Annotated in this window: 28 protein-coding genes and 2 tRNA genes; 18 read left to right on the forward strand and 12 right to left on the reverse strand. The window is 31.2% G+C overall.

The window, feature by feature from the left end; all coding sequences use genetic code 11:
- Positions 1 to 2: 2 nt before the first annotated feature.
- The 3 genes from rdgB to rlmH are packed head-to-tail and all read right to left on the reverse strand — an operon-like array spanning position 3 to position 1,835.
- Positions 3 to 575: an RdgB/HAM1 family non-canonical purine NTP pyrophosphatase gene (rdgB, locus tag ASC36_RS06380; protein WP_055425663.1), complete on the reverse strand. Its 573-nt coding sequence runs from the start codon at positions 573 to 575 to the stop codon at positions 3 to 5.
- Complete coding sequence (locus ASC36_RS06385; RefSeq protein WP_055425664.1) at positions 560 to 1,369, reverse strand: CPBP family intramembrane glutamic endopeptidase; 810 nt, start codon at positions 1,367 to 1,369, stop codon at positions 560 to 562. Before ASC36_RS06385 ends, rdgB begins: the two co-directional genes overlap by 16 nt.
- Entirely contained in the window at positions 1,362 to 1,835 is a 474-nt protein-coding gene (gene rlmH / locus ASC36_RS06390) for a 23S rRNA (pseudouridine(1915)-N(3))-methyltransferase RlmH (protein WP_055425665.1), read from the reverse strand. Before rlmH ends, ASC36_RS06385 begins: the two co-directional genes overlap by 8 nt.
- Before the next feature lie 437 nt (positions 1,836 to 2,272).
- On the opposite strand from rlmH, the gene ASC36_RS06395 reads away from it, so the two are divergent.
- The 10 genes from ASC36_RS06395 to ASC36_RS06425 all read left to right on the forward strand — a co-directional run bounded on the left by ASC36_RS06395 (position 2,273) and on the right by ASC36_RS06425 (position 9,590).
- Entirely contained in the window at positions 2,273 to 4,303 is a 2,031-nt protein-coding gene (locus ASC36_RS06395) for a dipeptidyl-peptidase 3 family protein (protein ID WP_055425666.1), read from the forward strand.
- 620 nt (positions 4,304 to 4,923) lie between these two features.
- Complete coding sequence (locus ASC36_RS06400; RefSeq protein ID WP_055425667.1) at positions 4,924 to 5,745, forward strand: helix-turn-helix domain-containing protein; 822 nt, start codon at positions 4,924 to 4,926, stop codon at positions 5,743 to 5,745.
- A 126-nt stretch (positions 5,746 to 5,871) separates the two neighbouring features.
- Positions 5,872 to 6,012, forward strand: a complete 141-nt coding sequence (locus ASC36_RS11065; RefSeq protein WP_167336873.1) for a hypothetical protein — start codon at positions 5,872 to 5,874, stop codon at positions 6,010 to 6,012.
- Positions 6,005 to 6,130 carry a hypothetical protein gene (locus tag ASC36_RS11070; protein ID WP_260182346.1) on the forward strand — a complete coding sequence of 42 codons (126 nt, stop codon included), beginning with the start codon at positions 6,005 to 6,007 and terminating at the stop codon, positions 6,128 to 6,130. Before ASC36_RS11065 ends, ASC36_RS11070 begins: the two co-directional genes overlap by 8 nt.
- A 76-nt stretch (positions 6,131 to 6,206) precedes the next feature.
- On the forward strand, positions 6,207 to 6,395 hold the full coding sequence (locus tag ASC36_RS11075; protein WP_055425668.1) for an aldo/keto reductase: 189 nt from the start codon (positions 6,207 to 6,209) through the stop codon (positions 6,393 to 6,395).
- Positions 6,396 to 6,401: 6 nt separating this feature from the next.
- Positions 6,402 to 6,536, forward strand: coding sequence for a hypothetical protein (locus tag ASC36_RS11080; protein WP_260182347.1), 135 nt, complete (start codon positions 6,402 to 6,404; stop codon positions 6,534 to 6,536).
- Between the two features lie 148 nt (positions 6,537 to 6,684).
- A complete protein-coding gene (locus ASC36_RS10905) occupies positions 6,685 to 6,939 on the forward strand; it encodes an MDR/zinc-dependent alcohol dehydrogenase-like family protein (protein ID WP_176696537.1) in 255 nt (84 codons plus the stop codon).
- A gap of 30 nt (positions 6,940 to 6,969) precedes the next feature.
- A complete protein-coding gene (locus tag ASC36_RS10910; RefSeq protein WP_073961224.1) occupies positions 6,970 to 7,338 on the forward strand; it encodes a zinc-binding dehydrogenase in 369 nt (122 codons plus the stop codon).
- Between the two features lie 38 nt (positions 7,339 to 7,376).
- Entirely contained in the window at positions 7,377 to 8,435 is a 1,059-nt protein-coding gene (locus ASC36_RS06420; protein WP_055425671.1) for an NAD(P)-dependent alcohol dehydrogenase, read from the forward strand.
- Between the two features lie 324 nt (positions 8,436 to 8,759).
- Positions 8,760 to 9,590, forward strand: coding sequence for an SDR family oxidoreductase (locus ASC36_RS06425; RefSeq protein WP_055425672.1), 831 nt, complete (start codon positions 8,760 to 8,762; stop codon positions 9,588 to 9,590).
- A 522-nt stretch (positions 9,591 to 10,112) separates the two neighbouring features.
- On the opposite strand, the gene ASC36_RS06430 is transcribed toward ASC36_RS06425, so the two are convergent.
- The 4 genes from ASC36_RS06430 to ASC36_RS06445 form a co-directional block, all read right to left on the reverse strand.
- Positions 10,113 to 10,186: transfer RNA gene (locus ASC36_RS06430), tRNA-Asp, on the reverse strand.
- A 52-nt stretch (positions 10,187 to 10,238) separates the two neighbouring features.
- Positions 10,239 to 10,312 (reverse strand) — tRNA-Asp (locus tag ASC36_RS06435).
- 359 nt (positions 10,313 to 10,671) lie between these two features.
- Complete coding sequence (locus ASC36_RS06440) at positions 10,672 to 11,259, reverse strand: hypothetical protein (protein WP_055425673.1); 588 nt, start codon at positions 11,257 to 11,259, stop codon at positions 10,672 to 10,674.
- 94 nt (positions 11,260 to 11,353) lie between these two features.
- A complete protein-coding gene (locus ASC36_RS06445) occupies positions 11,354 to 11,620 on the reverse strand; it encodes a hypothetical protein (protein ID WP_055425674.1) in 267 nt (88 codons plus the stop codon).
- Positions 11,621 to 11,841: 221 nt separating this feature from the next.
- On the opposite strand from ASC36_RS06445, the gene ASC36_RS06450 reads away from it, so the two are divergent.
- From ASC36_RS06450 to ASC36_RS06465, 4 genes are all read left to right on the forward strand, one after another.
- Positions 11,842 to 12,396 (forward strand): TlpA family protein disulfide reductase, encoded by a 555-nt coding sequence (locus tag ASC36_RS06450; RefSeq protein WP_055425675.1) that lies wholly within the window; start codon positions 11,842 to 11,844, stop codon positions 12,394 to 12,396.
- 24 nt (positions 12,397 to 12,420) lie between these two features.
- Entirely contained in the window at positions 12,421 to 13,806 is a 1,386-nt protein-coding gene (gene glmM, locus ASC36_RS06455) for a phosphoglucosamine mutase (protein WP_055425676.1), read from the forward strand.
- A 617-nt stretch (positions 13,807 to 14,423) separates the two neighbouring features.
- Positions 14,424 to 15,143, forward strand: a complete 720-nt coding sequence (locus tag ASC36_RS10800) for a metallophosphoesterase (protein WP_055425677.1) — start codon at positions 14,424 to 14,426, stop codon at positions 15,141 to 15,143.
- 167 nt (positions 15,144 to 15,310) lie between these two features.
- A complete protein-coding gene (locus ASC36_RS06465) occupies positions 15,311 to 16,006 on the forward strand; it encodes a formyltransferase family protein (protein ID WP_055425678.1) in 696 nt (231 codons plus the stop codon).
- Between the two features lie 835 nt (positions 16,007 to 16,841).
- Here ASC36_RS06465 and rpsJ read toward each other — a convergent pair.
- Genes rpsJ through rpsL form a run of 4 tightly spaced genes read right to left on the reverse strand, consistent with a single transcriptional unit; the run spans position 16,842 to position 20,177 of the window.
- The gene (rpsJ, locus tag ASC36_RS06470) at positions 16,842 to 17,147 is read right to left on the reverse strand and encodes a 30S ribosomal protein S10 (protein ID WP_055425679.1); all 306 of its coding nucleotides are present in this window, start codon (positions 17,145 to 17,147) and stop codon (positions 16,842 to 16,844) included.
- 11 nt (positions 17,148 to 17,158) lie between these two features.
- Positions 17,159 to 19,288, reverse strand: coding sequence for an elongation factor G (gene fusA, locus ASC36_RS06475; RefSeq protein ID WP_055425680.1), 2,130 nt, complete (start codon positions 19,286 to 19,288; stop codon positions 17,159 to 17,161).
- A gap of 7 nt (positions 19,289 to 19,295) precedes the next feature.
- The gene (rpsG, locus tag ASC36_RS06480; protein WP_055425681.1) at positions 19,296 to 19,772 is read right to left on the reverse strand and encodes a 30S ribosomal protein S7; all 477 of its coding nucleotides are present in this window, start codon (positions 19,770 to 19,772) and stop codon (positions 19,296 to 19,298) included.
- Positions 19,773 to 19,796: 24 nt separating this feature from the next.
- Positions 19,797 to 20,177 carry a 30S ribosomal protein S12 gene (gene rpsL, locus ASC36_RS06485; protein ID WP_055425682.1) on the reverse strand — a complete coding sequence of 127 codons (381 nt, stop codon included), beginning with the start codon at positions 20,175 to 20,177 and terminating at the stop codon, positions 19,797 to 19,799.
- Positions 20,178 to 20,413: 236 nt separating this feature from the next.
- On the opposite strand from rpsL, the gene ASC36_RS06490 reads away from it, so the two are divergent.
- The 4 genes from ASC36_RS06490 (at position 20,414) to bshA (ending at position 24,134) form a co-directional block, all read left to right on the forward strand.
- Positions 20,414 to 21,340: an EamA family transporter gene (locus ASC36_RS06490; RefSeq protein WP_055425683.1), complete on the forward strand. Its 927-nt coding sequence runs from the start codon at positions 20,414 to 20,416 to the stop codon at positions 21,338 to 21,340.
- A gap of 129 nt (positions 21,341 to 21,469) precedes the next feature.
- Positions 21,470 to 22,120 carry a protein-L-isoaspartate(D-aspartate) O-methyltransferase gene (locus ASC36_RS06495; protein ID WP_055425684.1) on the forward strand — a complete coding sequence of 217 codons (651 nt, stop codon included), beginning with the start codon at positions 21,470 to 21,472 and terminating at the stop codon, positions 22,118 to 22,120.
- A 255-nt stretch (positions 22,121 to 22,375) separates the two neighbouring features.
- The gene (locus ASC36_RS06500; RefSeq protein WP_055425685.1) at positions 22,376 to 23,005 is read left to right on the forward strand and encodes an alpha/beta hydrolase; all 630 of its coding nucleotides are present in this window, start codon (positions 22,376 to 22,378) and stop codon (positions 23,003 to 23,005) included.
- Position 23,006: 1 nt separating this feature from the next.
- The gene (gene bshA / locus ASC36_RS06505) at positions 23,007 to 24,134 is read left to right on the forward strand and encodes an N-acetyl-alpha-D-glucosaminyl L-malate synthase BshA (protein ID WP_055425686.1); all 1,128 of its coding nucleotides are present in this window, start codon (positions 23,007 to 23,009) and stop codon (positions 24,132 to 24,134) included.
- A 2-nt stretch (positions 24,135 to 24,136) separates the two neighbouring features.
- On the opposite strand, the gene ASC36_RS06510 is transcribed toward bshA, so the two are convergent.
- Positions 24,137 to 25,318 carry a homoserine dehydrogenase gene (locus ASC36_RS06510; RefSeq protein ID WP_055425687.1) on the reverse strand — a complete coding sequence of 394 codons (1,182 nt, stop codon included), beginning with the start codon at positions 25,316 to 25,318 and terminating at the stop codon, positions 24,137 to 24,139.

Here is a 25,318-nt window from a genome sequence, read left to right on the forward strand (position 1 = left end):
TGCTAATATTGTTTTAAAAAGTTAGTAAACTTTTTTAAAGCTATAGACCTATGACTTATCATATTTTTTTCTTTAGAAGAAAATTCTGCAAAACTTTTTAAATAGCCATCGGGAATAAAGATCGGATCATATCCGAATCCATGTGCTCCTTTGATTTGAGTAGATATAGTTCCAAAAATTTTACCTTCAAAATATTTAACTTCTTCCTTAGTTACCAAGCAAATAACGCTAATAAAATAAGCTTTTCTATGGGAACAATTTTTCATTTTTTTTAGCACTTTGAAAATATTATCGTCAAAAGATCCTGTACCGGCATAACGGGCAGAATAAATTCCCGGTTCTCCATTCAGTGCTTCAATTACCAACCCGCTGTCATCAGCAAAACAAGGTATATGGGTTAAATCATATCCGAATTTAGATTTAATAAATGCATTTTCACGGAAAGTTGACCCTGTTTCTTCTATAACTCCTTCAAAATTATAATCAGCCAAGGTTTTAAGTTGAAAATTATCGGGAAGAATTTCAATTATTTCAGCTTTTTTATGTTCGTTTTGCGTTGCTAATAGGATTTCCATGATTGATTTTTGGTTAATTTCATATAAATGCTTCCAAATATAGCTATTATAATAATTCCTACCATAAACAGAGTACAATCACTAAAACCTAAGTCGGGAGATTCTAACGATTTATATCGTATAAAAAATAAAAAGCCTATAGAGTTATTCATGCAATGAAGTATGGTACAGGTTAGAAGAGAACCCGTTTTGTAAAAAGTTATTCCTAAGACTATGCCGGCTAAAATTCCACCGATCACTTGCCATGGGAATATATGTATTCCCCCGAAAATTAAAGCAGAAATTAAAATTGCTTTTTGTGGCTTAATTTGATTATTAAGCATCCCCTTTAAAATAAATCCTCTGAAAAATAATTCTTCAAAAATCGGTGCAACGATACATACCGATATAAAAGTTATAACAGGATAATGACTCGCATTACCCAATAAGGCATATGACATTGTCTTATACATTTTCTCTAATATGCCTCCTTGTGTAGGAATTAAACCTGTTAAAAATTCGGAAACTAAATATTGACCGAAAAATAGTAATAGGGCAATTGGAAATAGTCTAATATTTTTTAAAGAATAACTGATTCTAAAATTTTCCTTTCTAGGTTTTAGAACAATAAAATAATATGTTATATAGACTAATAGATAACTTCCAATTGTGATAATTGGTGTAAATACGTAAGGGGTAATATTTAATTTTTTAGCCAGAAATGAAATTAATGGATTAAGTAATAAAGCTCCGAGAAAAAACAATATAATTAATAAAATTATGTCGTACCATTTTAATTTAAGATAATTATTCATTATGATAAGGTTTTCCTTGTAAAATACTAAAGGCGCGATATAATTGTTCAATAAAAAACAAACGCACCATTTGATGAGTGAATGTCATCTTGGATAAAGCCAATTTTAGAGGATTAAGACTATAAATTTTATCAGAAAATCCATAAGCCCCTCCAATACAAAAAACTAAATGCTTAACAGAATTATTCATTTGCTTTTCTAGAAAACATGAAAATTCAGTCGAAGTATACTCTTTACCTTTTTCATCTAAAATTATGAGAGTATCACCTGAAGCCAAATGGTGAATAATGCATTCTGCTTCAGCATTTTTCAACTCATTTTCGGATAAATTTTTAGAATTTTTTACATCCGGTAATTCTTTTCTTTCAAATTTTATAAAGGTTGGTAAGCGTTTTTCTAAATCTTCCATTAGAATTACCAGTTCTTTAGAATTGGTTTTGCCAATTGATAGTAATGTAATTTTCATGCCACATTAATAAGTACAAAAATAAGAGATTATTTAAAATTAAGATTCTTAATTTAACTTTAGTAAATAATATACATTTATAGTCATCAACAGGGTGTAGAATGGTATAAAGTTTATTTATTTAAAATAAAATGCCGGTATGATGTTAATTTATCCGGTTATCTGTTTAGTAAATTTAATCTTGTTTTAAATAAAAGATTAAATTATAAAACTGTTTAAATTTCTTAGTTCTTGGGTATATAGACGTTCTTTTTATGTGTATTTTTATATCAATTTTATTAATATATTGCTATAAATAGTAATAATTTATATTAATTGTTATTTTTTCTAATTAAAAAGTTCAGAAATCCTTTTTATAATAATTTTTGGAACGATATCTACTGTTTCATATAGTTTTTTATCTTTGTTAACGCTATAAATATATAAACATTATAAAGATGAAAATTAATATCGTTGCAGGCATCCTTGCTGCCTCAGTAATTTTGGGGTCTTGTGATTCGAAACATTCAGAACAAGCCCAAAAAATTAATAGAGATAACTTTAGTTATAAAGTAGATCGTTTTGCCGATATAGAAGTTTTAAGATATAAAATACCTGAATGGGATAAACTGTCTTTAAATGAAAAAAAATTGGTTTATTTCCTCTCTCAAGCCGGATTGGCTGGAAGGGATATTATTTGGGATCAGAACTATAAATACAACTTAAAGATAAGAAAAGCACTTGAAACTATATACCAAAATTATAAAGGAGATAAAACCTCAAAAAATTGGAATAATTTTGAAGCATATTTGAAAAGAGTTTGGTTTTCAAATGGTATACATCACCATTATTCCAACGATAAAATAAAGCCTGAATTTACACAAGAATATTTGGAAGAATTACTTAAGGAAACACAAACTTCATTAAATCCATCAATTGTTTCTATTTTATTTAATGAAAAAGATTCCAAAAAGGTAAACTTGGATGAATCTAAAGGATTAATTTCCGGATCTGCCGTAAATTTTTATGGAGATGGAATTACTGAAAAAGAAGTTGAAAAATACTATGCAGCTAAAAAAAGTCCTGATATTTCCCGGCCCTTATCTTTTGGTTTAAATTCTAAATTAGTTAAAAACAGCAAGGGGGCATTGGAAGAAAAAATATGGAAAAGCGGAGGAATGTATGGGACAGCCATAGACCAAATTATTTTTTGGTTGGATAAGGCAGTGACAGTTGCAGAGAATAAAGAACAGGCAAATGCTCTTAAACTTTTAATAGAATATTATAAAACAGGAGATTTAAAAACATGGGACGATTATAACATAGCATGGCTACAAGCTACTAAAGGAAATATAGATTATATAAACGGATTTGTAGAAGTGTATAATGATCCCCTGGGGCACAAAGGTTCCTATGAGAATATTGTTCAGATTAAAGATTTTGATATGTCTTCGAAAATGGAAGTAATATCCAAAAATGCACAATGGTTTGAAGATCATTCTCCTCTAATGCCGGAACATAAAAAGAAAAATGTAGTAGGAATTACTTACAAGACAGTTAATGTAGCTTCTGAAGCCGGAGATTCTTCACCTGGCACACCTATTGGAGTAAATTTACCTAATGCAGATTGGATACGTGCGGAATATGGTTCTAAATCAGTTTCCTTAGGTAATATTATAGATGCTTATAATTTGGCAGGAGGAAGTGAAAAGCTAAAAGAATTTGCTTACAGCAAAGAGGAAATAGAATTAACGGAAAAATACGGAGAATTAGCAGATAAACTTCACACAGCCTTACATGAAGTAGTAGGACATGCCTCAGGTCAAATTAATAAAGGAGTTGGAACACCCAAAGAAACCTTGAAAAGTTATGCATCTACCATGGAGGAGGGAAGAGCCGATTTAGTGGGTTTATATTACTTATATGATCCTGAACTTCAAAAGCTAGGATTAGTGGACGATTGGAAGAAAGTAGGTATGACAGCCTATAATGATTATATACGCAATGGATTAATGACACAGTTGGTTCGAATTGAACCAGGAAGAGATTTAGAAGAAGCGCATATGAGAAACCGTCAATGGGTAAGTGCTTGGGCTTATGAGAGGGGCAAAAAAGAGAACGTAATTGAAAAAGTGGTTAAAGATGGTAAAACCTATTTTAAAATTAATGATTACGAAAAACTTCACCGTTTATTTGGAGAACTGCTAAAAGAAACTCAAAGAATTAAATCTGAAGGAGATTACAATGCTGCAAAGAATTTAGTAGAAACCTATGGAGTAAAAGTGGATAAAGAATTGCATGAAGAAGTTTTAAGAAGAAATTCTAAATTTAATACAGCAGCTTATAAAGGCTTTATTAATCCCATTTTAGTTCCTAAAACCAATGAACAAGGAGAAATAACCGATGTTGAGGTTACCTATCCGGAATCATTTGCCGAAGAAATGATTTACTATTCCAAAAATTATGGATTCCTGCCGTTAGAAAACTAATTAAGTAGTAAACTAAACTTTATTTAACATGTAAATGGAGTTTCAATATATTTTTATCGAAAAAGAAAATGTATATCCCACATTGCCACGTCGTAAATATAAAAAGCAAATTTCATAATTTGCTTTTTATTTTAAATAAAAAATGGTTCCGTGAGGTAATTTAAACAACTATAGAATAAAGTTGAATTAACCCGAATAATGATATAACAATTAATTTAATTCAAAAGTAAAAAATATAGCTGCCCTAATTAAGTTATATCTCAATATGACATTAATAATAACCATATCACCAAATATTTGATAAAAAACCTGCATGTAGGAAATATTATTTACTATTTGTCATAGATGAATAAAACAGTGAATTTACCCTACCTATATTTTGGAACCTATTATTTTAAAATAGATGATGAAAAGAATAATGATTAACATTATAAGCAATTACAGTTACTATAATCTTACATAAAATTCATATTCCTGAGCCAAAATTTTTTCATGCGATAAACCTAATTGAGATTACATTTTTCAAAATGAGACGTTTATTTTTAAACAGTAAAAACTATAATTATAAGACTAAAACAGACCTCATAAGATTTTAAAATTAAGATATAATATAATTAAATATGGGACAAATTGAAGCGTTAATTTTTGCATATTCAGATATATTCTTTAGTTATTACCTGAATACCGAATCCGTCTGTACTAAAATGGTACGGAATCATTCGTTGGTATATATTTATTCAGGAGAATATATATTAGAAGAAAATGGAGTACAAACAGCTATTGGAGCCGGTGAATGTATCTTTTTACGAAAAGATAACCGTGTAAAGATGACAAAATTACCCAAAGACGGAGAATGGTTTAAAAGTATTTTTATGATATTTAAACGAAATTTTTTGAAAGAAGTATTTCAGAAACTAAATAAACAAGAAATACCCTTAAATGTCGAACGATTTGAATCCAGTATTGTTAAGTTACCCAAAGTACCATCCATAGAAAGTCTGTTTTTATCTCTTACGCCCTATTTTAATTCATCTATAAAACCACAAGATGATATAATGAAGCTAAAGCAAATGGAAGGACTCTATTCGTTATTGAAAATCGACAAGAAATTTTACTCCTCGTTATTTGATTTCAACGAACCATGGAAAATAGATATCATGGAATTCATGAATGGAAATTATATGTATAATCTTTCCTTGGAAGAAATTGCTCATTTTACGGGGCGAAGTCTTGCTTCATTCAAACGAGATTTTAAGAAGATAAGTCCCTTATCGCCACATAAATGGTTAATGCAAAAACGACTTCAAGTAGCACGCGAAAAAATCATGATTGAAGGTAAAAAAGTTTCGGATGTATATCTCGAAGTTGGATTTAAAGACCTTTCTCACTTCTCAAGGGCCTATAAAGAAACTTTCGGTTATTCTCCTACCCAAAAGAATTGAACCTTACAGGCTAATTTTTTGAGCCGCTCAAGCAAATTGATTAATCGGATACCTCTTTATCTTTGTACTAGATAAAGTAAAAATTATACCTTAAAAATAATAATGAAAAAGAGAACGTTATGAAATATGAAAGTGTCTACCTCAGGCATGGGATGTATGAAACTAAGTTTTGGTACAGGAGAAGCTACTGATATAGATGAACCTATAAAAATAGTTCGTACACCTTTTGATAAAGGTATTACATTTTTTGATACGGCGATTGTCTGAAGCCGGAGTGGAAACCATTAGACAAGCACATGCCGTTCAACCGGTAACCGCAGTTGAAAGCGAATACTCCTTATGGTGGAGACGACCGGAGGATCAACTTATTCCTGTGTTGAAATAATTAGGTATTGCACTTGTTCCATTCAGTCCATTAGGAAAAGGATTTTTAACGGGTAAAATTAATAAAGGTGTAACTTTTGAAAAGGGAGATTTTCGTAGTTATAGTACCTCGTCTCACTACAAAAAACCTTGAGGTTAATCAGAAACTTATAAAGTTATTGGAAAAATTTGAGCAAGAAAAGAATGTAACCCCCGCACAAATTTCGTTAGCTTGGTTGTTAGCTCAAAAACCATGGATTGTACCTATATCGGGTACCACTAAATAGAATCGCATGAAAGAAAATAACCAAGCAGCAGAAATTCAATTAAGCGCTGATAACTTACAAGAAATAAACTCAGCGCTGGCTAAAATTAAAATAGAAGGAGAACGGTATCCGGAAGAGCTTGAGAAAAGAACAGGTTTGTAATAAAATAGCTAGTAATTTTATATATCTAGCTTAATATAGTAGGGTTATACTAGTAAATTGCGAACAGGATCCTATCATGACCTATCACGGTATTGACTAATATAACGACAATGAACATACTTAAGGAGGTTATTCCAAAGATTATGTAGTGACTGAAGACTTTGCTATTAAAATACCTTCCCATGCACCAATGGAAAAGGTAGCTCCCTTACTTTACGCAGGGATTACAACCTATTCGCCAATTAAATATGCAGGAGTAAAAAAAGGAGATAAAGTAGGAATTGCAGGATTGGGAGGTCTGGGGCATATGGCCGTGGAATATGCCGTTGCACTTGAAGTAGAGGTTACCGTGTTTAATATTACGGAAGACAAACGCGAAGACACTCATAAAATGGGAGTATAACGTTATGTAAATGTAAACAATATCGAAGATATGAAAAATTTGAACAATTCGTTTGATTTTATACTTAGCACTATACCTACCCATTATGATATGAATATGTATTTAAAAATGTTAAAATATGACGGTCAAATGGTAATAGTAGGTTTACCTGCTTTTGCCACTATGCCGACCATTAGTCTTGACAAGTTTATTTGGCATGGTAATCGCAAAATATTTGGTTCACAAATTGGAGGAATTAAAGAAACGCAAGAAATGATTGATTATTCAGTAAAAAATAATATTTATTCGCAAGTACAAAAAATTAATGCTGAAGGAAAACTTATAGATGAAGCTTATCAAAATATTCTGGATGGTAAAGTTAAATTCCGATATGGAATAGATATGAACACCTTAAAATAAAAATTCTAATAATATAATTAAATATAAATAATAAAGACATGCAAACAAAAAATTCGAAAGCATTTGGAGCAGAATCTGCACAAGCACCATTGAAAGAAATGAATATCCAACGACGTGAAGTTACTCCCACAGATGTTGAGATAGAAATACTTTATTGTGGAGTTTGCCATAGTGATTTACACTCAGCTCGCAACGATTGGGGCGGCACTATTTATCCCGTAGTTCCGGGACATGAGATTGTTGGACGAATCACTAAAATTGGTAATCAAGTAACCCAATTAAAAGTAGGAGATATAGGAGCAGTTGGTTGTATGGTTGATTCATGCGGACAGTGTGACAGTTGTGAACATGGACATGAACAATACTGTCGAAATGGTCATACTTTAACCTATAACGGCCCAGATAAATATCTTGGAGGAGTTACCTATGGAGGTTATTCCGAAAGAATAATTGTTGATGAAAAGTTTGTATTGAAAGTACCCAAGAATCTCGATTTGCCCGCTGTGGCTCCATTACTTTGTGCCGGAATCACCACATGGTCCCCTCTTCGTCATTGGGGTGTAACCAAGGGTAGTAAAGTAGCTGTGATAGGGTTAGGAGGCTTAGGACATATGGCAATCAAACTGGCCCATGGTTTAGGAGCTGAAGTAACTTTGTTCTCCAGAACTCCCAATAAAAAACAAGATGCTCTAAAATTAGGTGCCCATCATGTTATAATATCCACAGATGGAGAACAAATGCAATCAGTAAAAGGTAAATTTGACTTAATAATAGATACTGTACCTTACGTTCATGATATAAATCCTTATGTAACGACATTAAATTATAACGGAACATTGGTATTAGTAGGCTATTTAGGTGATCTCAATCCGATGTTGAATACAGTTCCTCTAATTATGGGAAGAAAATCGGTTGCAGGTTCCGTTATAGGCGGAATTGCCGAAACACAGGAGCTTCTTGATTTTTGCGGAGAGCACAATATCGTTTCTGATATTGAAATTATTAACATACAGGATATTAATGCAGCCTATGAACGAATGCTTAAAAGCGATGTGAAATATCGTTTTGTTATAGATATGGCATCGTTGAAAAAATAATAATCGAAAAAGATAGAAGATATAAAAATGTATTAAATATGCCCAATCTATAAAGACTATACGTTTATGTAGGGAGGGCATTTTTTCTTTTACCAAAATGATTCACGTTTCTAAGCTAAGTCTATTTATTCAAAGCTTGTTTCACTATATTGTTATATATTGCAACAAGCTTGATTTATTGTCCTACAAATAACAGAGGACAATTATATAGGTAAAGGGGTTTTAGTGATTATTATTAATGATAGAAGCTATGTATAGGGCCTTATTATTATTTTTTTAGAGGAAAATAAAAATTATAAAAGCTAAAAAAAGAAAATATTTCACATGAAAGATGTAATGATTCTGACAGGAGCCGGTCAGATAGGAATGGCAATAGCAAGAAGATTGGGTTATGGCAAAAAAATTATTGTTGGCGACAAGAAAATAGAAAATGCCAATACCATAGTACAAATTATGAAAAATGCGGGATTTGATGCATTTTCCCTAGAGATAGATATTTCATCTCGAGAATCTATCTTAAATTTGATTGCAACAGCTAAAAAATATGGAGATATATCCATGCTAATTAATGCAGCAGGAGTTTCGCCTAGTCAGGCTCCCATAGATGTTATTTTAAAAGTGGATTTGTACGGTACAGCCGTTTTATTAGAAGAAATAGGCAAAGTTATTAAACAAGGAGGGGTAGGGGTAACTATTTCCAGCCAGTCGGGGCATCGCATGCCTGCCCTTAGTGCTAAAGATGATGAGTTGTTAGCAATGACACCGACAGATGAATTGCTGGACCTCAATATTCTTCAACCTCAAAATATACAAGATAGTTTGCATGCCTATCAAATAGCTAAACGCTGTAACGTAAAAAGGGTAATGGCAGAAGCAGTGAAATGGGGAGAAAAAGGTGCACGTATTAATTCCATCTCTCCGGGTATTATAGTTACGCCTTTGGCAATTGATGAATTTAATGGTCCAAGGGGCGATTTCTATAAAAATATGTTTGAGAAATGCCCGGCAGGGCGTCCCGGTACAGCCGATGAAGTCGCTAATGTAGCAGAGCTACTTATGAATGATAGGGCAGGGTTTATAACCGGAGCCGATTTTCTTGTAGATGGCGGTGCTACGGCATCATACTTTTATGGCGCGTTGAGACCAGATAAATAAATATATATAATAATTTTTTACAACCATGTTATCTGATAGATCTAACAAATAAGATAACAGAAACTGATACCACGACATATACTATTTTTTGCATTATTTAATAGAAATTTTGTAATACTAAAAATAGTATTCGAAGGTGAGAAATTCATCGCACAAGAAAGTTTGTTACCTATACAATCAATAAATGTATTCTTGTGAGTCTCTTACTAAGAATGACACATTTTCTAACTCAAAATATTATACAAGGCCCTTAGAAATAGAATATTTTAGTTAATTTATTAAGTAATTTTATAAAAAATAACATAAGATAACATAAATTATGAGATTTAAAATTTGATATAAGATGCACGAATTAAATATTTTAAGAGAGAAGCTAAATCGAACGGTAGGTACTTTAGTTAATAATTTGAATCCAATATTCGAATTAAATGAAAATTGCAGATTAAGTTATTAGTTTTCTTCTCGTTCTTATTGACTACAAGAATATAATATCTTTAGTCAACAAAGAATCTTTTCATTTAGCGATCCGGACGGGACTCGAACCCGCGACCACCTGCGTGACAGGCAGGTATTCTAACCAACTGAACTACCGGATCAGGGTAGATTGCATTACGCAACTATATAAATAAAGAAATTTATCTTATTTAGCGATCCGGACGGGACTCGAACCCGCGACCACCTGCGTGACAGGCAGGTATTCTAACCAACTGAACTACCGGATCTCTTCTGAATACTTATTTTTTTATAACTTCAGTGGTGCAAAGATAAACCCATTTTTCAACTTCACAAACTTTTTTGATTGAAATATTCATATTTTTTCTTACCAATAATGATTTTTCATTGAGTAAATATCGTTGAGTATAATCAAATCAATGAATTTCAACAGAATATTAAATTGGATGAATTATAATTTTTTATCGATTTTATTCTTCACCTATGACAGTTTAATAGTTGCCTCTAAAAAATAAAAGAAAATAATTTCATATAAAGATATCCAATTTTATATATAATTAAGGTATAGTTATCACATTTTAAAACTTTAGTTATCAAAAATAAACTCGGTATAAGAAAATAATTATTTTTATTTTGATATAATTGCAGTTAAATCGACTTCAGTCCAAGTTTTACCTTCATGTAAATCAAAACAGGCTCTATGTAAACTGGTAAATGCCCTTTGAGAATCAAAGTCTTTCAGTAAATCAATAGAGCCTTGAATTGTAATGATATTTTTTTCCAATTTATACGAGAATTCTTTGGATATTGTTTTTCCATTCAAAGTTATGGTGATCATGACCTTATTATTTTCAAATTTTCCAAATGATCCGTAAATTTCAGAAGAGGCCAACCTTTTAAAGAAAAATAGAGTTAATGTTCCATCTCTGGACGAATCTCCGGAAGTAACAGTAGTTCCATCTATATAAAATTTTGCTCCTTCCAAGGATTCTTCTAAAGGTTTATCTTCTTTAGTATTGGTTAAAGAAAGATTTTTAAAACTACCGTTAACAGGTATTTTGTTGGGCGTTTTATAAGCAGTCCATAACAATTCCTTTTTTAAACCGGACTCTTTTTCTTTCGGATTATTGTTTTTAATAGAACTTTCGGTTGTTTGTCCGACATCAGAAGAAGAGTTTGTAGACTTAGAGCTTTTATCATCTCCACAAGAAAACATAAGAAGTAGAATTGATAAAAAAATACTATTAAATTTATTATATAACATATTAAAGCCTTTATTGTTTATTAAAGAATTGTATGAATAAATCAAATTATTTTTTAAACTTTTTTATATGGGTTTCAGGGGAATGTAATGAATCTTTTGAAAGATTTTTTTGCGTAATAGAGTCTTTAGAAGGTTCATTTTTCAAAGAATCAATAACAATCGGGGGATTATTTATAGAATCATTTGATTTAATAAGAGAATTTTGATTTTGTTCTGTATCGGCCGGGATAATATTTTTATTTCCGCTTGAAGCTTTATCGCATGAAACCAAAAAACAAGCAATAATTGATAAAACAAAAAAAATTTTTTTCATAAACTTTTAATTTTATCAAATATAATAAAAAACAGTGATTTAAGTATTCGTTATTTATAAAAATAGAGGGTAATTATTCCTTCATATGACCGATGATGAGTAAAAATAACTATAAAAACAGGTAAAAATGATATAATTTTTTTATTAAAAGTAGGTAATTGATTATACAAATTAAAAATTTGAACTATTAAATGATTACTTTTGTAAATAAAATTAGTTAAATGAAAAAAATATATATAGTAATATTCACCCTTGTTATACTATTTTCCTGTAAAGAAAATAATAAAAATAAAGTGTTGAGTTCTAATACCACTCATGCTAATACTGCAGATCATCCGGCAATGGAAATAAATAATCAGGAAATTAAAATTATAAATTCTGATTTTGCAAAAATTCAAAATTTGTTGGATACTAAGAGTGACACTTTATATATTATCAATTATTGGGCAACTTGGTGTCCTCCTTGTGTAAAGGAAATACCGCACTTTGTAGATGTTCAAGAAAAGTACAAAAATGAAAAAGTTAAATTTATTTTTGTAAGCATAGATGAAGCTGATACCCAAAGTAAATTGCAATTATTCGTTCAAAAAAATAAAATGAAAAACGTATATAATATATCACCAAAAGAAATGAAAACAAATATCGGTTCGATTAGTCCGGACTTAGTTGGTGGTATACCCGTTACTGTAATCCAAAAAGGAAATAAAAAAGAAGGATTTTTAGGTGATCTATCCAAACAATTCATTTTAGGTAAGATTGAAGAATATTCAAAATAATTATAAGATATAAACAAAATTTATATGTCGTTAATTAAAAGTATATCTGGAATTCGGGGGACAATAGGAGGTAAAATAGGAGAAAATCTAACACCGATAGATACGGTAAAATTTGCTTCGGCTTATGGGACCTGGTTGAAATGTAAACTTAATAAAGAAAAGATAAAAGTAGTACTTGGGAGAGATGCTCGCATTTCAGGCCCAATAATATCAGATTTAGTTTCTTCAACCTTACAGGGTGTAGGAATAGATGTAATTGATTTAGGACTTTCAACGACACCAACGGTGGAAATTATGGTCCCTTATTTACATGCAGACGGAGGAATTATTATAACGGCCAGTCATAATCCTAAGCAATGGAATGCATTAAAGCTATTGAATGCAAAAGGAGAATTTATATCCGATAAAGATGGCAAAGAATTATTAAATATAGCAGATACTGAAAATTTTGATTTCGTTGAAGTGGATGGTTTAGGATCTTATATAAAAGAAAATCATGCAATAGAAGTCCATATAGATAAAATTTTAGATCTGCCTTTAGTAGATGTTGACTTGATTAAAAAAGCCGGTTTTAAGATCGTGGTAGATGCCGTGAATTCAACAGGAGGTATATCAGTAGTGCCATTACTGAAAAAATTGGATGTTGAAGTGATTGAAATGTATTGTACACCCAATGGTCAATTTCCACATAATCCGGAACCTTTGGAAGTTAACTTAGGAGAAATTATGAAAAGAGTTCCTAGAGAAAAAGCAGATTTAGGTATAGTGGTAGATCCGGATGTAGATCGATTGGCCTTTATTTGTGAAGATGGAACCATGTTTGGTGAAGAATATACATTAGTTGCAATTTCAGATTATGTTTTAAGTGTTACTCCTTCAACTACCGTATCTAATTTATCCTCATCACGAGCTTTGCGTGATATTTCAGAAAAATATAATCAAGAATACCAAGCATCAGCTGTAGGGGAGGTAAATGTTGTTTCAAAAATGAAAGATACAAATGCACTTATTGGAGGTGAAGGTAATGGGGGTGTTATATATCCTGAATTACATTATGGGCGCGATTCTTTAGTGGGAATAGCCCTTTTCCTTTCATATCTTGCTAAAAGGAAGACTTCTGTAAAACAACTTAGAAATACCTATCCTTCCTATTTTATGGGAAAGAAAAAAATTGATTTAAGTCCTGAAATTAATACAGATTTGATATTACAAAAATTAACCGATAAATATAAAAATGAAGATATAAAAACTTATGATGGTTTGAAAATCGATTTTCCTGATAATTGGGTACATTTAAGAAAATCAAATACAGAACCTATTATCCGTATATATACTGAAGCTCATACGCAACAAGAAGCTGATCAATTAGCAGATAGATTTATAGAAGAAATTAAGCAGATTTCCAGGTGAGTTTATATGTATTTAATGAATATCAAAAGCAGTAATAAAAGATTGTACTTTAAAGAAAACAAGTAAGACAAAATTTTTAAATTTCATATGATTACTGCTATATTTGAATCAACTATACAGCATTAAAAAGTATATATTCGAATCAATATATCATTACATATTAAATTTTTTATTGTTATGAGAATTAGCTATCCTTATAAAAATTAGGTAAATAAGATCCTATGATAAAATTTTTTTTATTATCACTCACAATTTTTTTATATTTTTTAGCTAACTTTTATGTTTTCAATCATCTATATACTTTATTATCCGGTTTGTCATTTCCCATAACCGGTATATTTTTCCTTTTGGTTTTTTTTCTTCCTTTATCTTTCATTTTATTTTTACTTTTATCAAAAAAATTACCCATAGTACCGGCAACCTTTTTTTATAAAGTATCAACAGGTTGGCCGATAGTCCTTATATATTTGGTTTTTCTTTTTATTATATATGATGGATTACACTTATTAAATAGATATGTGGACTTTATTTCTGAAAATATACTGAAAAGCAAATATAACATAGTACTAATCTTATGCTTGGTAGTTTGCATTTGCATATATGGATATAGGAATTATTTGAATAAAAGAAGAATTCATTTAAAATTATCAATCCATAAAAAATTAACTAATCCTTTAAAAATAATAGTTATCAGCGATCTTCATCTTGGATATGCCATACAAAAAAGAGAATTGATCTGTTGGATTAATAAAATTAATAATGAACAACCGGATCTTGTCCTTATTGTCGGAGATATTATTGATACTAATGTTATACCTTTAAGATATTTTGAGCTGGAAAAGTATTTAAAAAAAATAAAATCTCGTTTAGGTATTTACAGCTGCTTAGGAAATCATGAGTATTTAAGTGGAGTTACTGACAGTATTGATTTTATTAAAAGTGCCGGAATTAATTTATTAAGAGACTCTTCAGTTTTAATTGATACTGGTGTTTATATTGTAGGAAGAGATGATCGTACTAACGGATTAAGAAAACCACTTAGCGAACTGATTAAAGATTTAGACACTTCCAAACCTATAATAGTCTTGGATCATCAACCGTATCATCTCGAAGAATCTGAGCTTAATCAAGTAGATGTGCAATTTTCAGGACATACACATCAAGGACAAGTTTGGCCTATCTCTTTAATTGCCAACTCTATTTTCGAAAAATCTCATGGTTATCTTAAAAAAGGAAATACACATATTTATGTAAGTTCCGGAATTGGAATTTGGGGAGGAAGATTCAGAATAGGAACTAATTCTGAATATGTAGTAGTGGATCTTTTTCAAGACTAACACATAAAATAAAGTATATCTTATAGTATTTAATGTGTATAAGCATTAAATTTTAAATGAATTTTTCAACCTATATTTTATTATTTTTTATAGTTTATGTTAATCTAAAGTACTATTGTTCTATACAATTTTACTTTTTTATATTTTTAATTTTTAAAAGATCAATTATGACCAAAAAAATTGCTGTTATTTGTTACGATCAGCCAACAAGAAAAATACAAGAAGTATTATTGCGCTTAAAAGGAAAAGGGTATGATCAGGTGGATGCATATGCAATACCTTTTCTTAACAGAAAACCATTACGTGCGCTTATTAAACATCGTCCTTCAGAATTACTACTTAACATAGGAAATGAACAATTGACTGCGAATTTAAACTATAAGTATATAAATAAAGAAATAGGAGAGTTGGAAGACTGTTTCAGTGAAATTCCATATCATTCAATTGTAATAGCCGGAGCAGGTTTGTTGCCTGAAAGTTTAGTTAACCGTCATAAAATCATAAATTCTCATCCGGGTTATCTTCCCTATGTTCGTGGTTTAGATGCTTTGAAATGGGCTGTATATGAAAATTTGCCCATTGGTGTCACGGTTCATTATGTAGACAAGGATACAGATTCCGGTCTTTTAATTGTTCAAAAAAAAGTAGAAATAACCTCTGAAGATACTTTCCATTCGATGTGCTATAAAAGTTGGAATTTAGAAATGCAATTGTTGGTAGATTCCATTGAAATGGTGGATAGTATACATGAGTTTGCTACTTTACCCACACATGTAACCGAGCCTCATCGAAGAATGCCTAGAGAAAAAGAAGAAAAATTATTTCAGAAATTCGAAGAATATAAAAATAAAAATATAAAATAAGCAGGCTTAAAAAGCCTGCATCACTAAATAGAATTAAATTAACATGTTGTTGAATTTGAATTAAATGAATCTACAAATTTGTTAAGTGAATTTTTTCAATATAATTTTAATTAGTCTTTTATTTTTGATTCTTTCATTATCTAATGTACTAATTCATTCATAGCATATTTTATCTAATCGAATCTATCAATTATCATATTTCATCATCTGCAGTAGATATCAATAAAAAACCTTAATAATAAAGCAGTCATTTATTTATAAACAATATTCGATGTAATTAAATATCTGTCTAGATTTACAGGAAATATCAAGTTGAGTATTTTAAAAAATCTCTTAGAAAGTTGGTTCTGTATATTAAGAAAGTTTTTTTGGATTGAAAAACTAACATGATGTGTTTAATAAAATTACGACATAAGTAAATCTTTTTATTTATGGAGAAAGGATCAAAACATGTATCGATATAAAATTTTATATTAATAGACATTCGGTTTAATAAGGCTTTCATTATAAATAATGTTTAGTTCCAGCTTTATTTATAAGTAAAGATAGTAATAAATTATGTTCAGCATATCTACTTTTTTTATTTGCAAACAATATGCTTTTAAAAAAATAAGCCAAATTATTTTTCATAATAGATGTATTTGTATATTTATCTAATGCTAAATTCATGCCAAAATTTATATAATAATAAAGTAGATTTTTGATGTATATTTTGAATACTATATAAATATAGTAAAAATTGAAGATTGATACACTTTTTTAGTATAATATAAAAAATAAAAACCTTCTGAATTTTACTTCAGAAGGTTTTTTATATAAAATTTAAGTTTATAAACTATACTTTAATCTCCACTTCGACACCGCTAGGAAGCTCTAATTTCATTAATGCATCAACAGTTTTAGAAGAAGAACTGTAAATATCCATTAATCTTTTATGAGAATTCAATTGGAATTGTTCACGAGATTTTTTGTTAACGTGTGGCGAACGCAATACAGTAAAAATTCTCTTATGAGTAGGTAATGGAATAGGACCATTAACTACAGCACCGGTTGCTTTCACGGTTTTTACGATTTTTTCAGCTGACTTATCAACTAAATTATAATCGTAAGATTTAAGTTTTATTCTTATTTTTTGACTCATTGTTGTAAAAATTAAACGTTTGTACCCTTAGCTTTAGCAATTACTTCATCAGCTATATTCTGAGGAGCTGCTTCATAGTGGTCAAATTCCATAGTTGAAGTAGCACGTCCGGAAGATAAAGTTCTTAAGGAAGTTACGTATCCGAACATTTCAGATAATGGAACAAATGCTTTAATAACTTTAGCATTATTTCTATCATCCATTCCACTCACTGTTGCTCTACGACGGTTTAAGTCTCCTACAATGTCCCCCATATATTCTTCGGGAGTTAATACTTCCAGTTTCATAATAGGTTCCATAATAACCGGTTTTGCTTTCTTAGCTGCTTCTTTGAAACCAAGTTTAGCTGCCAATTCGAAAGATAACTGATCGGAGTCAACCGCATGGTAAGATCCGTCTTTCAAAGTTATTTTCATACCGTCAATTTCATATCCTGCTAAAGGACCGTTTTTCATAGCTTCTTTAAAACCCTTTTCAACCGATGGTATAAATTCTCGAGGAATGTTACCACCTTTGATTTCATTTACAAATTCTAATCCGGTTTTGCCCTCATCAGCAGGACCGATTTGGAATACAATATCAGCAAATTTACCACGACCACCGGTTTGTTTTTTGTACACTTCTCTGTGATCTGCAACTCCCATTAAAGCTTCTTTATATTCAACCTGAGGTTGTCCTTGATTTACTTCAACTTTGAATTCTCTTCTTAAACGGTCTACAATGATATCAAGGTGAAGCTCACCCATCCCTGAAATTACAGTTTGTCCTGAAGCTTCATCTGTTTTTACTTGGAAGGTTGGATCTTCTTCAGCTAATTTAGATAAAGCCATACCCAATTTATCAACATCTGCTTTTGTCTTTGGTTCTACAGCGATACCGATAACCGGATCCGGGAATACCATACTTTCCAAAATAATCGGAGATTTTTCATCACAAAGTGTATCTCCTGTTTTAATATCTTTAAATCCAACCGCTGCACCAATATCTCCGGCTTCGATATATTCGATAGGATTTTGTTTATTGGCATGCATTTGATAGATTCTTGAAATTCTTTCTTTATCTCCGGATCGAGTGTTTAATACATAAGACCCGGCGTCTAAATGACCGGAATAAGCTCTAAAGAATGCTAAACGACCTACATAAGGATCGGTAGCAATTTTAAATGCTAATGCTGCAAAAGGTTCTTTTGCATCCGGTTTTCTAGCGATCGGTTCATCCGTTTTAGGGTCTGTACCTTCAATAGCTTCTTTATCCAATGGAGATGGCAGATAACGGCAAACAGCATCTAACATAAATTGAACTCCTTTATTTTTGAAGGATGATCCGCAAACCATCGGTATAATGCTGATATCTATGGTTGCTTTACGAAGTGCTTCATGAATTTCTTCTTCCGAAATGGAATCCGGATCGTCAAAGAATTTTTCCATCAAAGTTTCATCGTATTCAGCTACCGCTTCGATAAGGTTTTGACGATATTCCATTACCTCATCTTTCATATCTTCTGGGATATCTACAATATCAAAAGTAGATCCGAAGTTATCATTATGCCATACGATAGCACGGTTTTTAACTAAATCTACTACTCCTTTAAAATCTTCTTCTGACCCGATAGGCAATACAATAGGAACAGCATTGGATCCTAACATTTCTTTAACCTGACGGCATACATTAAGGAAGTCAGAACCTTGTCTATCCATCTTATTTACAAATCCCATTCTTGGAACTTTGTAATTATCTGCAAGTCTCCAGTTAGTTTCAGATTGAGGTTCAACACCATCAACAGCACTAAATAAGAAAACTAAGCCGTCTAATACCCTTAATGAGCGGTTTACTTCAACGGTAAAATCAACGTGTCCCGGAGTGTCAATGATATTAAAGTGGTAAGATTGTGTATCCGGTAGTTTTTTACCGTCATCTGTTAATGGGAAATTCCAATTACAAGTAGTGGCTGCAGAAGTAATGGTAATTCCTCTTTCAGCTTCTTGAACCATCCAGTCCATCGTTGAAGCTCCATCATGAACTTCTCCGATTTTATGGTTTACTCCGGTATAAAATAAAATTCTTTCCGTTGTAGTTGTTTTTCCTGCATCAATATGAGCAGCAATACCTATATTACGTGTATATTTTAAATCTCTAGACATAATTTCTTTAGAATTTGAAATGTGAGAATGCTTTATTAGCTTCAGCCATACGATGCGTATCGGTTTTCTTTTTAACTGCAGCACCTTCCTCTTTAGCAGCAGCAATAATTTCAGCAGCTAACTTTTGAGACATAGACTTTTCATTTCTATCTCTTGAATATTTAATTAACCATTTCATCGCCATAGAAATTTTTCTATCCGGACGAATAGGCATTGGAATCTGAAAGTTAGCTCCTCCAACTCTTCTGCTACGTACTTCAACGTGAGGCATTACATTCTCTAAAGCATCTTTCCAAATTTCCAGAGATGTTTTTTCCTGATTTTCTTTTTTAGTTTCTACGATTTCCAAAGCATCGTAAAAAATTTTAAAAGCTATACTTTTTTTACCGTCTTTCATTAAGTTGTTAACGAAACGAGTTACTAACTGATCGTTAAACTTAGGATCCGGTAAAAGCGGACGTTTTTTTGCTTTCGTTTTTCTCATTTTACCTGAATAATTTCGTTACTACTATTTTTTCTCTTTAGGTCGTTTAGCTCCGTATTTACTTCTTCTTTGTAAACGTCCTTGAACACCAGCTGTGTCTAAAGCTCCTCTGACAATGTGATAACGAACACCCGGTAAATCTTTTACCCTTCCGCCTCTCACCAATACTATCGAGTGCTCTTGCAGATTATGTCCTTCTCCCGGGATGTATGCATTCACCTCCTTACCGTTTGTTAAACGAACTCTGGCTACTTTTCTAAGTGCAGAATTCGGTTTCTTAGGTGTAGTGGTATATACACGAGTACATACTCCACGTCTTTGTGGACAAGAATCTAAAGCAGCCGATTTACTCTTCTTGGTAAGTGTGGCTCTTCCTTTTCTTACTAATTGTTGAATAGTTGGCATTTATGCTCTTTTAATTTTTAAGTTCGCAAATGTAGTGCTTTTTATTTATAAATACAAAAATAATACGCTCATAATCTACTGATTAATATTGCAAATTATTAAAAATTTTATCTTTTTAGTTATAAATTATTTAAATTAAAATTAAAAAAATCATTTAATTCATAAATTTTTCATCGAGTATCTAAATTTAAGTTTTTAACTTTGAGCCTGCCTTTAGGGATTATACATACAATTAAATGAAAGTGAACTATTTAAAATCGCTATTTTTTGTAGCATTTGCTGCGGCTTCGTATGGAGTTTTGGCAACTTTTGTGCGTCTATCTTATAACGATGGGTACACTACTGCTGAAGTTACCTTTTCTCAAGCTGTCCTTGGACTTTTAGGTCTTATTATACTTCATGGTTTCAGTAAAAATAAAAAGGAAAATAAAGAAAAAAAGTACGCCTTAAGTGATAAGTTACATTTAGTTTTGTGCGGTACCTCTTTTGGTCTGACCAGCACTTTTTATTATCTGGCTGTGCATTATGGAATTCCTGTATCGATATGCATTGTCTTACTTATGCAGGCTGTCTGGATGGGAGCGTTGGTTGATTTTATTATAAATCATAAAAAACCTACATTAGTAGAAATTGTAGCTATAGTAACGATTCTTTTAGGAACCTTGTTAGCTACAAATCTTATCAACGAATCTCATGTTCAATTGAATGCAACAGGAGTAATTTTTGGTATTTTAGCTGCTCTATCGTATACGTTCTCAATGTTTACATCCAATAAAATAGCGTTAACTATGCCGTCGGCCCTACGTTCAGTTTATCTGCTTGTCGGAGCTACCCTTATGGTTTCGTTAATTTGGGCACATGCTCTAATAACACAACCTTTCCATTTTTCAATATTTTATACATGGGGTATTATTTTAGCTGTGTTTGGAACTATTCTTCCACCTTTTTTATTTACCAAAGGTATGCCTATTGTTGGAATAGGAATAGGAAGTATAATAGCTTCTTTGGAACTCCCGGTTTCAGTCATGATGGCGAAGTTCGTACTTAATGAAAAGGTGACTTTATTGCAATGGTTGGGAATTGTACTCATACTTATAGCCATAGTTTTGCTTAATTTAGGTTTAATTATTCCTAAAAGATTTAAAAAAATAAAAAATAAATAAGATAAAAAACAGGTGGTTTTTAAATAACTATAAATTTCATGTAAAAATTATTTTTATAGCTTAAATTCAACCTTTGTCCGGTATAACAAGTATTGTTTTCCATTTATATTTTAAATAACTTGCAATGCAATGAAACAGGATACATTAAAACATAAAGGAAAGAGAAATAAACTAATTAATTTACTTAAGCAAAAAGGTATTAATGATGAAATTGTATTGAATGCCCTAAATAAAATTCCTCGTCATCTTTTTATAGACTCCATATTTGAAGATTTAGCTTATGAAGATCGAGCTTTTCCCATATTATCTAATCAAACCATTTCCCACCCGTATACAGTAGCTTTTCAAACTCAATTATTACATATTCAAAAAGGAGAGAAAGTTTTAGAAATCGGCACAGGCTCCGGGTATCAAACTTCCGTTTTAGTGGCTTTAGGAGCACAAGTTTTTACCATTGAAAGACAAAAAGAATTATTTGAATTCTCCAAAAAAATACTTAGAAAAATTAATTTCACACCGAAACATCAAATTTTTGGTGATGGGTATTTAGGCCTTCCTTCCTTTGCTCCTTTTGATAAAATTATAGTTACAGCAGGAGTTCCAACCATGCCTAAAAAATTACTGGAACAATTAGCCATAGGAGGTATAATGGTTATCCCAATTGGAGAGAAAGAACAAAAAATGTATACCGTACTTAAATTAGACGAAAATACATTTGAAACCATGGAATTTGGTGATTATCAGTTTGTTCCTATGTTAGAAAATAGGGTGATAGAATAAACAAAAGGGTATTATAAAATATCTTTCAAATTTTATATAAATGAATAATTTTTAAATAATCTAAAATAGTATTGTATACAATAGTATATTTTTCAAGTAAGTTATGTATCTAAGTAAATCATAGTCATGATATCTAAACATCCGTGCTACTTTTTGTTAAATACGTATAGATAATCAAAGATAACATGATCTTTAGATAGTATTTGATAGTACTTCTTCAAAAAAGAGTATATTTGTTTAACTAAATAGAAGAATATGGTCCATTATTTACTTAGAGAGCCTAAGTCAGCTACCGATTCACCTTCATTAATACTTTTGCTGCATGGATATGGAAGTAATGAGCAAGATTTATTCAGTTTTGCAGAAGAATTACCCGATGATGCTTATGTAATCAGTTTACGTGCAGTAAAAGAAATTAGTATGGGAGGATATGCTTGGTATGATTTAGATTTTACTTCAGGCGCTAAAATGATTAATTCGGAACAGGCGATAGAATCACAAAAGATTATTATGAAATTTTTAGATCAAATAAGTAATAAATATACTTTTAATACTAATTCTATAACATTGTTAGGTTTTAGTCAAGGAGCCATACTTTCTTTCTCATTAGCTTTACACTATCCTAAAAGATTTAAAAAAGTCGCCTGTTTAAGTGGATACCCCGATCCTGAATTATTAAAAGATATCAATATGGGGGATGATTTTTCACAATTGGAATTTTTCTTTTCCCATGGAAAACAAGACCCTGTCATTCCAATTATATGGTCTCGACAATTTAAATCTATTGGTGAAGAATTAGATTTGGATTTTGAATATCATGAATACAATGAAGGGCATGGCATAAATTCTGAAAATTATTATGATCTTTTAAATTTTTTACAATAAGATGAAAATCGGAATTGTTTGTTATCCTACTTTTGGCGGGAGCGGTATAGTTGCCACTCAATTGGGAATGGAGATGGCTGCATTAGGCAATGAAGCACATTTTATAAGCTATAGTATTCCGGCAAAGCTGGATGTCACCTTACCCAATATATATTTTCATCAGGTATGCGTTAAACAGTATCCTTTATTTGAATATCAACCTTTTTCTTTAGCATTATCTACCATTATTGTAAATATTGCAGAAACCTACGGATTGGATTTGTTGCATGTACATTATGCAATTCCCCATGCCTATGCAGCTTATTTTGCTAAGCAAATTTTAAAAGAGAAAGGTATTGAATTACCGGTAATCACTACTTTGCACGGTACGGATATTACCTTAGTAGGAAGTCATCCTATTTATAAATCCGGAGTAGAATTTTCAATAAATAAATCCGATTATATAACTTCCGTATCTCAAAGTTTGAAACAAGATACTTATGAGGCGTTTATAATTAAAAAGGATATAGAAGTAATCCCGAATTTTATTGATAATTCCATAAAAATTTCAAGCCCTTGTGTCAGAAGGAATTTTGTTGCTGAAGATGAAAAACTGATGATACATGTTTCTAATTTGAGAAAGGTAAAACGTATTGATGATGTAATGTCTATTTTCAATTTAGTACAGAAGGAAGTTAAATCGAAATTATTAATTGTTGGAGAAGGACCTGAAACAGAAACTGTAGAGCATTTAACTCAAGTTTATCATGTAGAGGATAAAATAAAAATGCTGGGTAAAATAGTGGATGTATCATCTATTTTAAGCATTGCAGATTTATTTTTACTACCCTCAGAACAAGAAAGTTTCGGGTTGGCAGCTTTAGAAGCCATGTCTTGCGGCATACCTGTTATTTCAAGTAATGCCGGAGGAATCACTGAAGTTAATAAAGACGGTTTTTCCGGATTTGTATCACCGGTTGGTGATGTTCATTCCATGGCAAAAAATGCCATAAGGCTACTGAAAGATGAAAAGATGCTTTCACTTTTTAAAAAACAAGCTAAAGAACAAGCTCTACTTTTTGATAATTCTAAGATCATTCCAATATATAAAGAATTATATGATAAGGCATTAAATAATAATCACAATTAAGATCAGCTGAAAAAAATAACATTTATATTAGTATCATTAATCCATGAGGAGTGAGCTAATTTGCGTAAGCAGATATGTCCTATCAAGTAGTTGCCTAAGATACTGCTGTATTGTTCTTCAATAGAATCAAAATCATTAAAACCGGAAAATGGATCAGGATATCTTACATAAACCTTATAAATTTTAGTATCAACTAATTTCAATTGTTTGTTAAGATGTATGTATTTTTTGTTTTCATACCTGTAATCATATGTTAAAGCAGAAATGTCCGAAAGCACGGCAGAACCTGTCGGCTTATCTCCGGCACCTTTACCAATCATCAATTGCTTTTCTGAAAAAGCACTTTTTAAAATCACCCCGTTATATTCATAGTTTACATGAGCTAATGTATTTTCTTTCTCTATAAAAGTAGGTGCACATAAACCGGTAATTTCATTATTATTTTTATTGCATCTGGCTATCAACTTAATGGTAAAATTTCTTTGACGAGCAAATTCCAGATCAAAATCGCTAATTCTAGATATCCCAAAATTAAATATAGATTCAGGTTTAGTAATAAGTCCGAAAGCATGGAAAAGAATTATGCACAACTTATATTTAGGGTCAATTCCCTCTACATCCAGGGTAGGGTCTGATTCTGCGAATCCCTTGGCTTGTGCCTCTTGTAAAACTACAGGATAAGAAAGTTTTTCATGGATCATTTTAGTTAAGATAAAATTAGTTGATCCGTTAAAAATTCCTGATACTGAGGTTAGTAAATCATTGTCGTAGTATTCTTCTAAATTTCTAATAATGGGAATACTGGCACAAACAGAAGCTTCATAGAGTAGGGGAACTTGATATTTTTTTTCAAGCTTTACTAGTTCGGGTAAATGTTCAGCGATCATTTTTTTATTGGCTGATACTACGGATTTTCCGTTTTTCATTGCCTCTGAGACAATAGCAAAGGCAGCATCTGCATCGTCAATTAATTCAACAATGACTCCAATTTCAGAGTCGTATAATAATTCATTTTTATCAGTAGTAAAATATTTTTTATCAATAGGTCTAGGTTTATCGGGGTGCTTAATACAAATTTTTTTAATAGTTGCATCAACACTTTCTGCTTCTTCCAACACTTTATACAATCCTGTTCCTACACAGCCGAATCCAAAAATTCCCAATTTAAGTTTATTTCTTGTCAT

Source organism: Apibacter mensalis (assembly GCF_001418685.1).
Lineage (GTDB): Bacteria > Bacteroidota > Bacteroidia > Flavobacteriales > Weeksellaceae > Apibacter > Apibacter mensalis.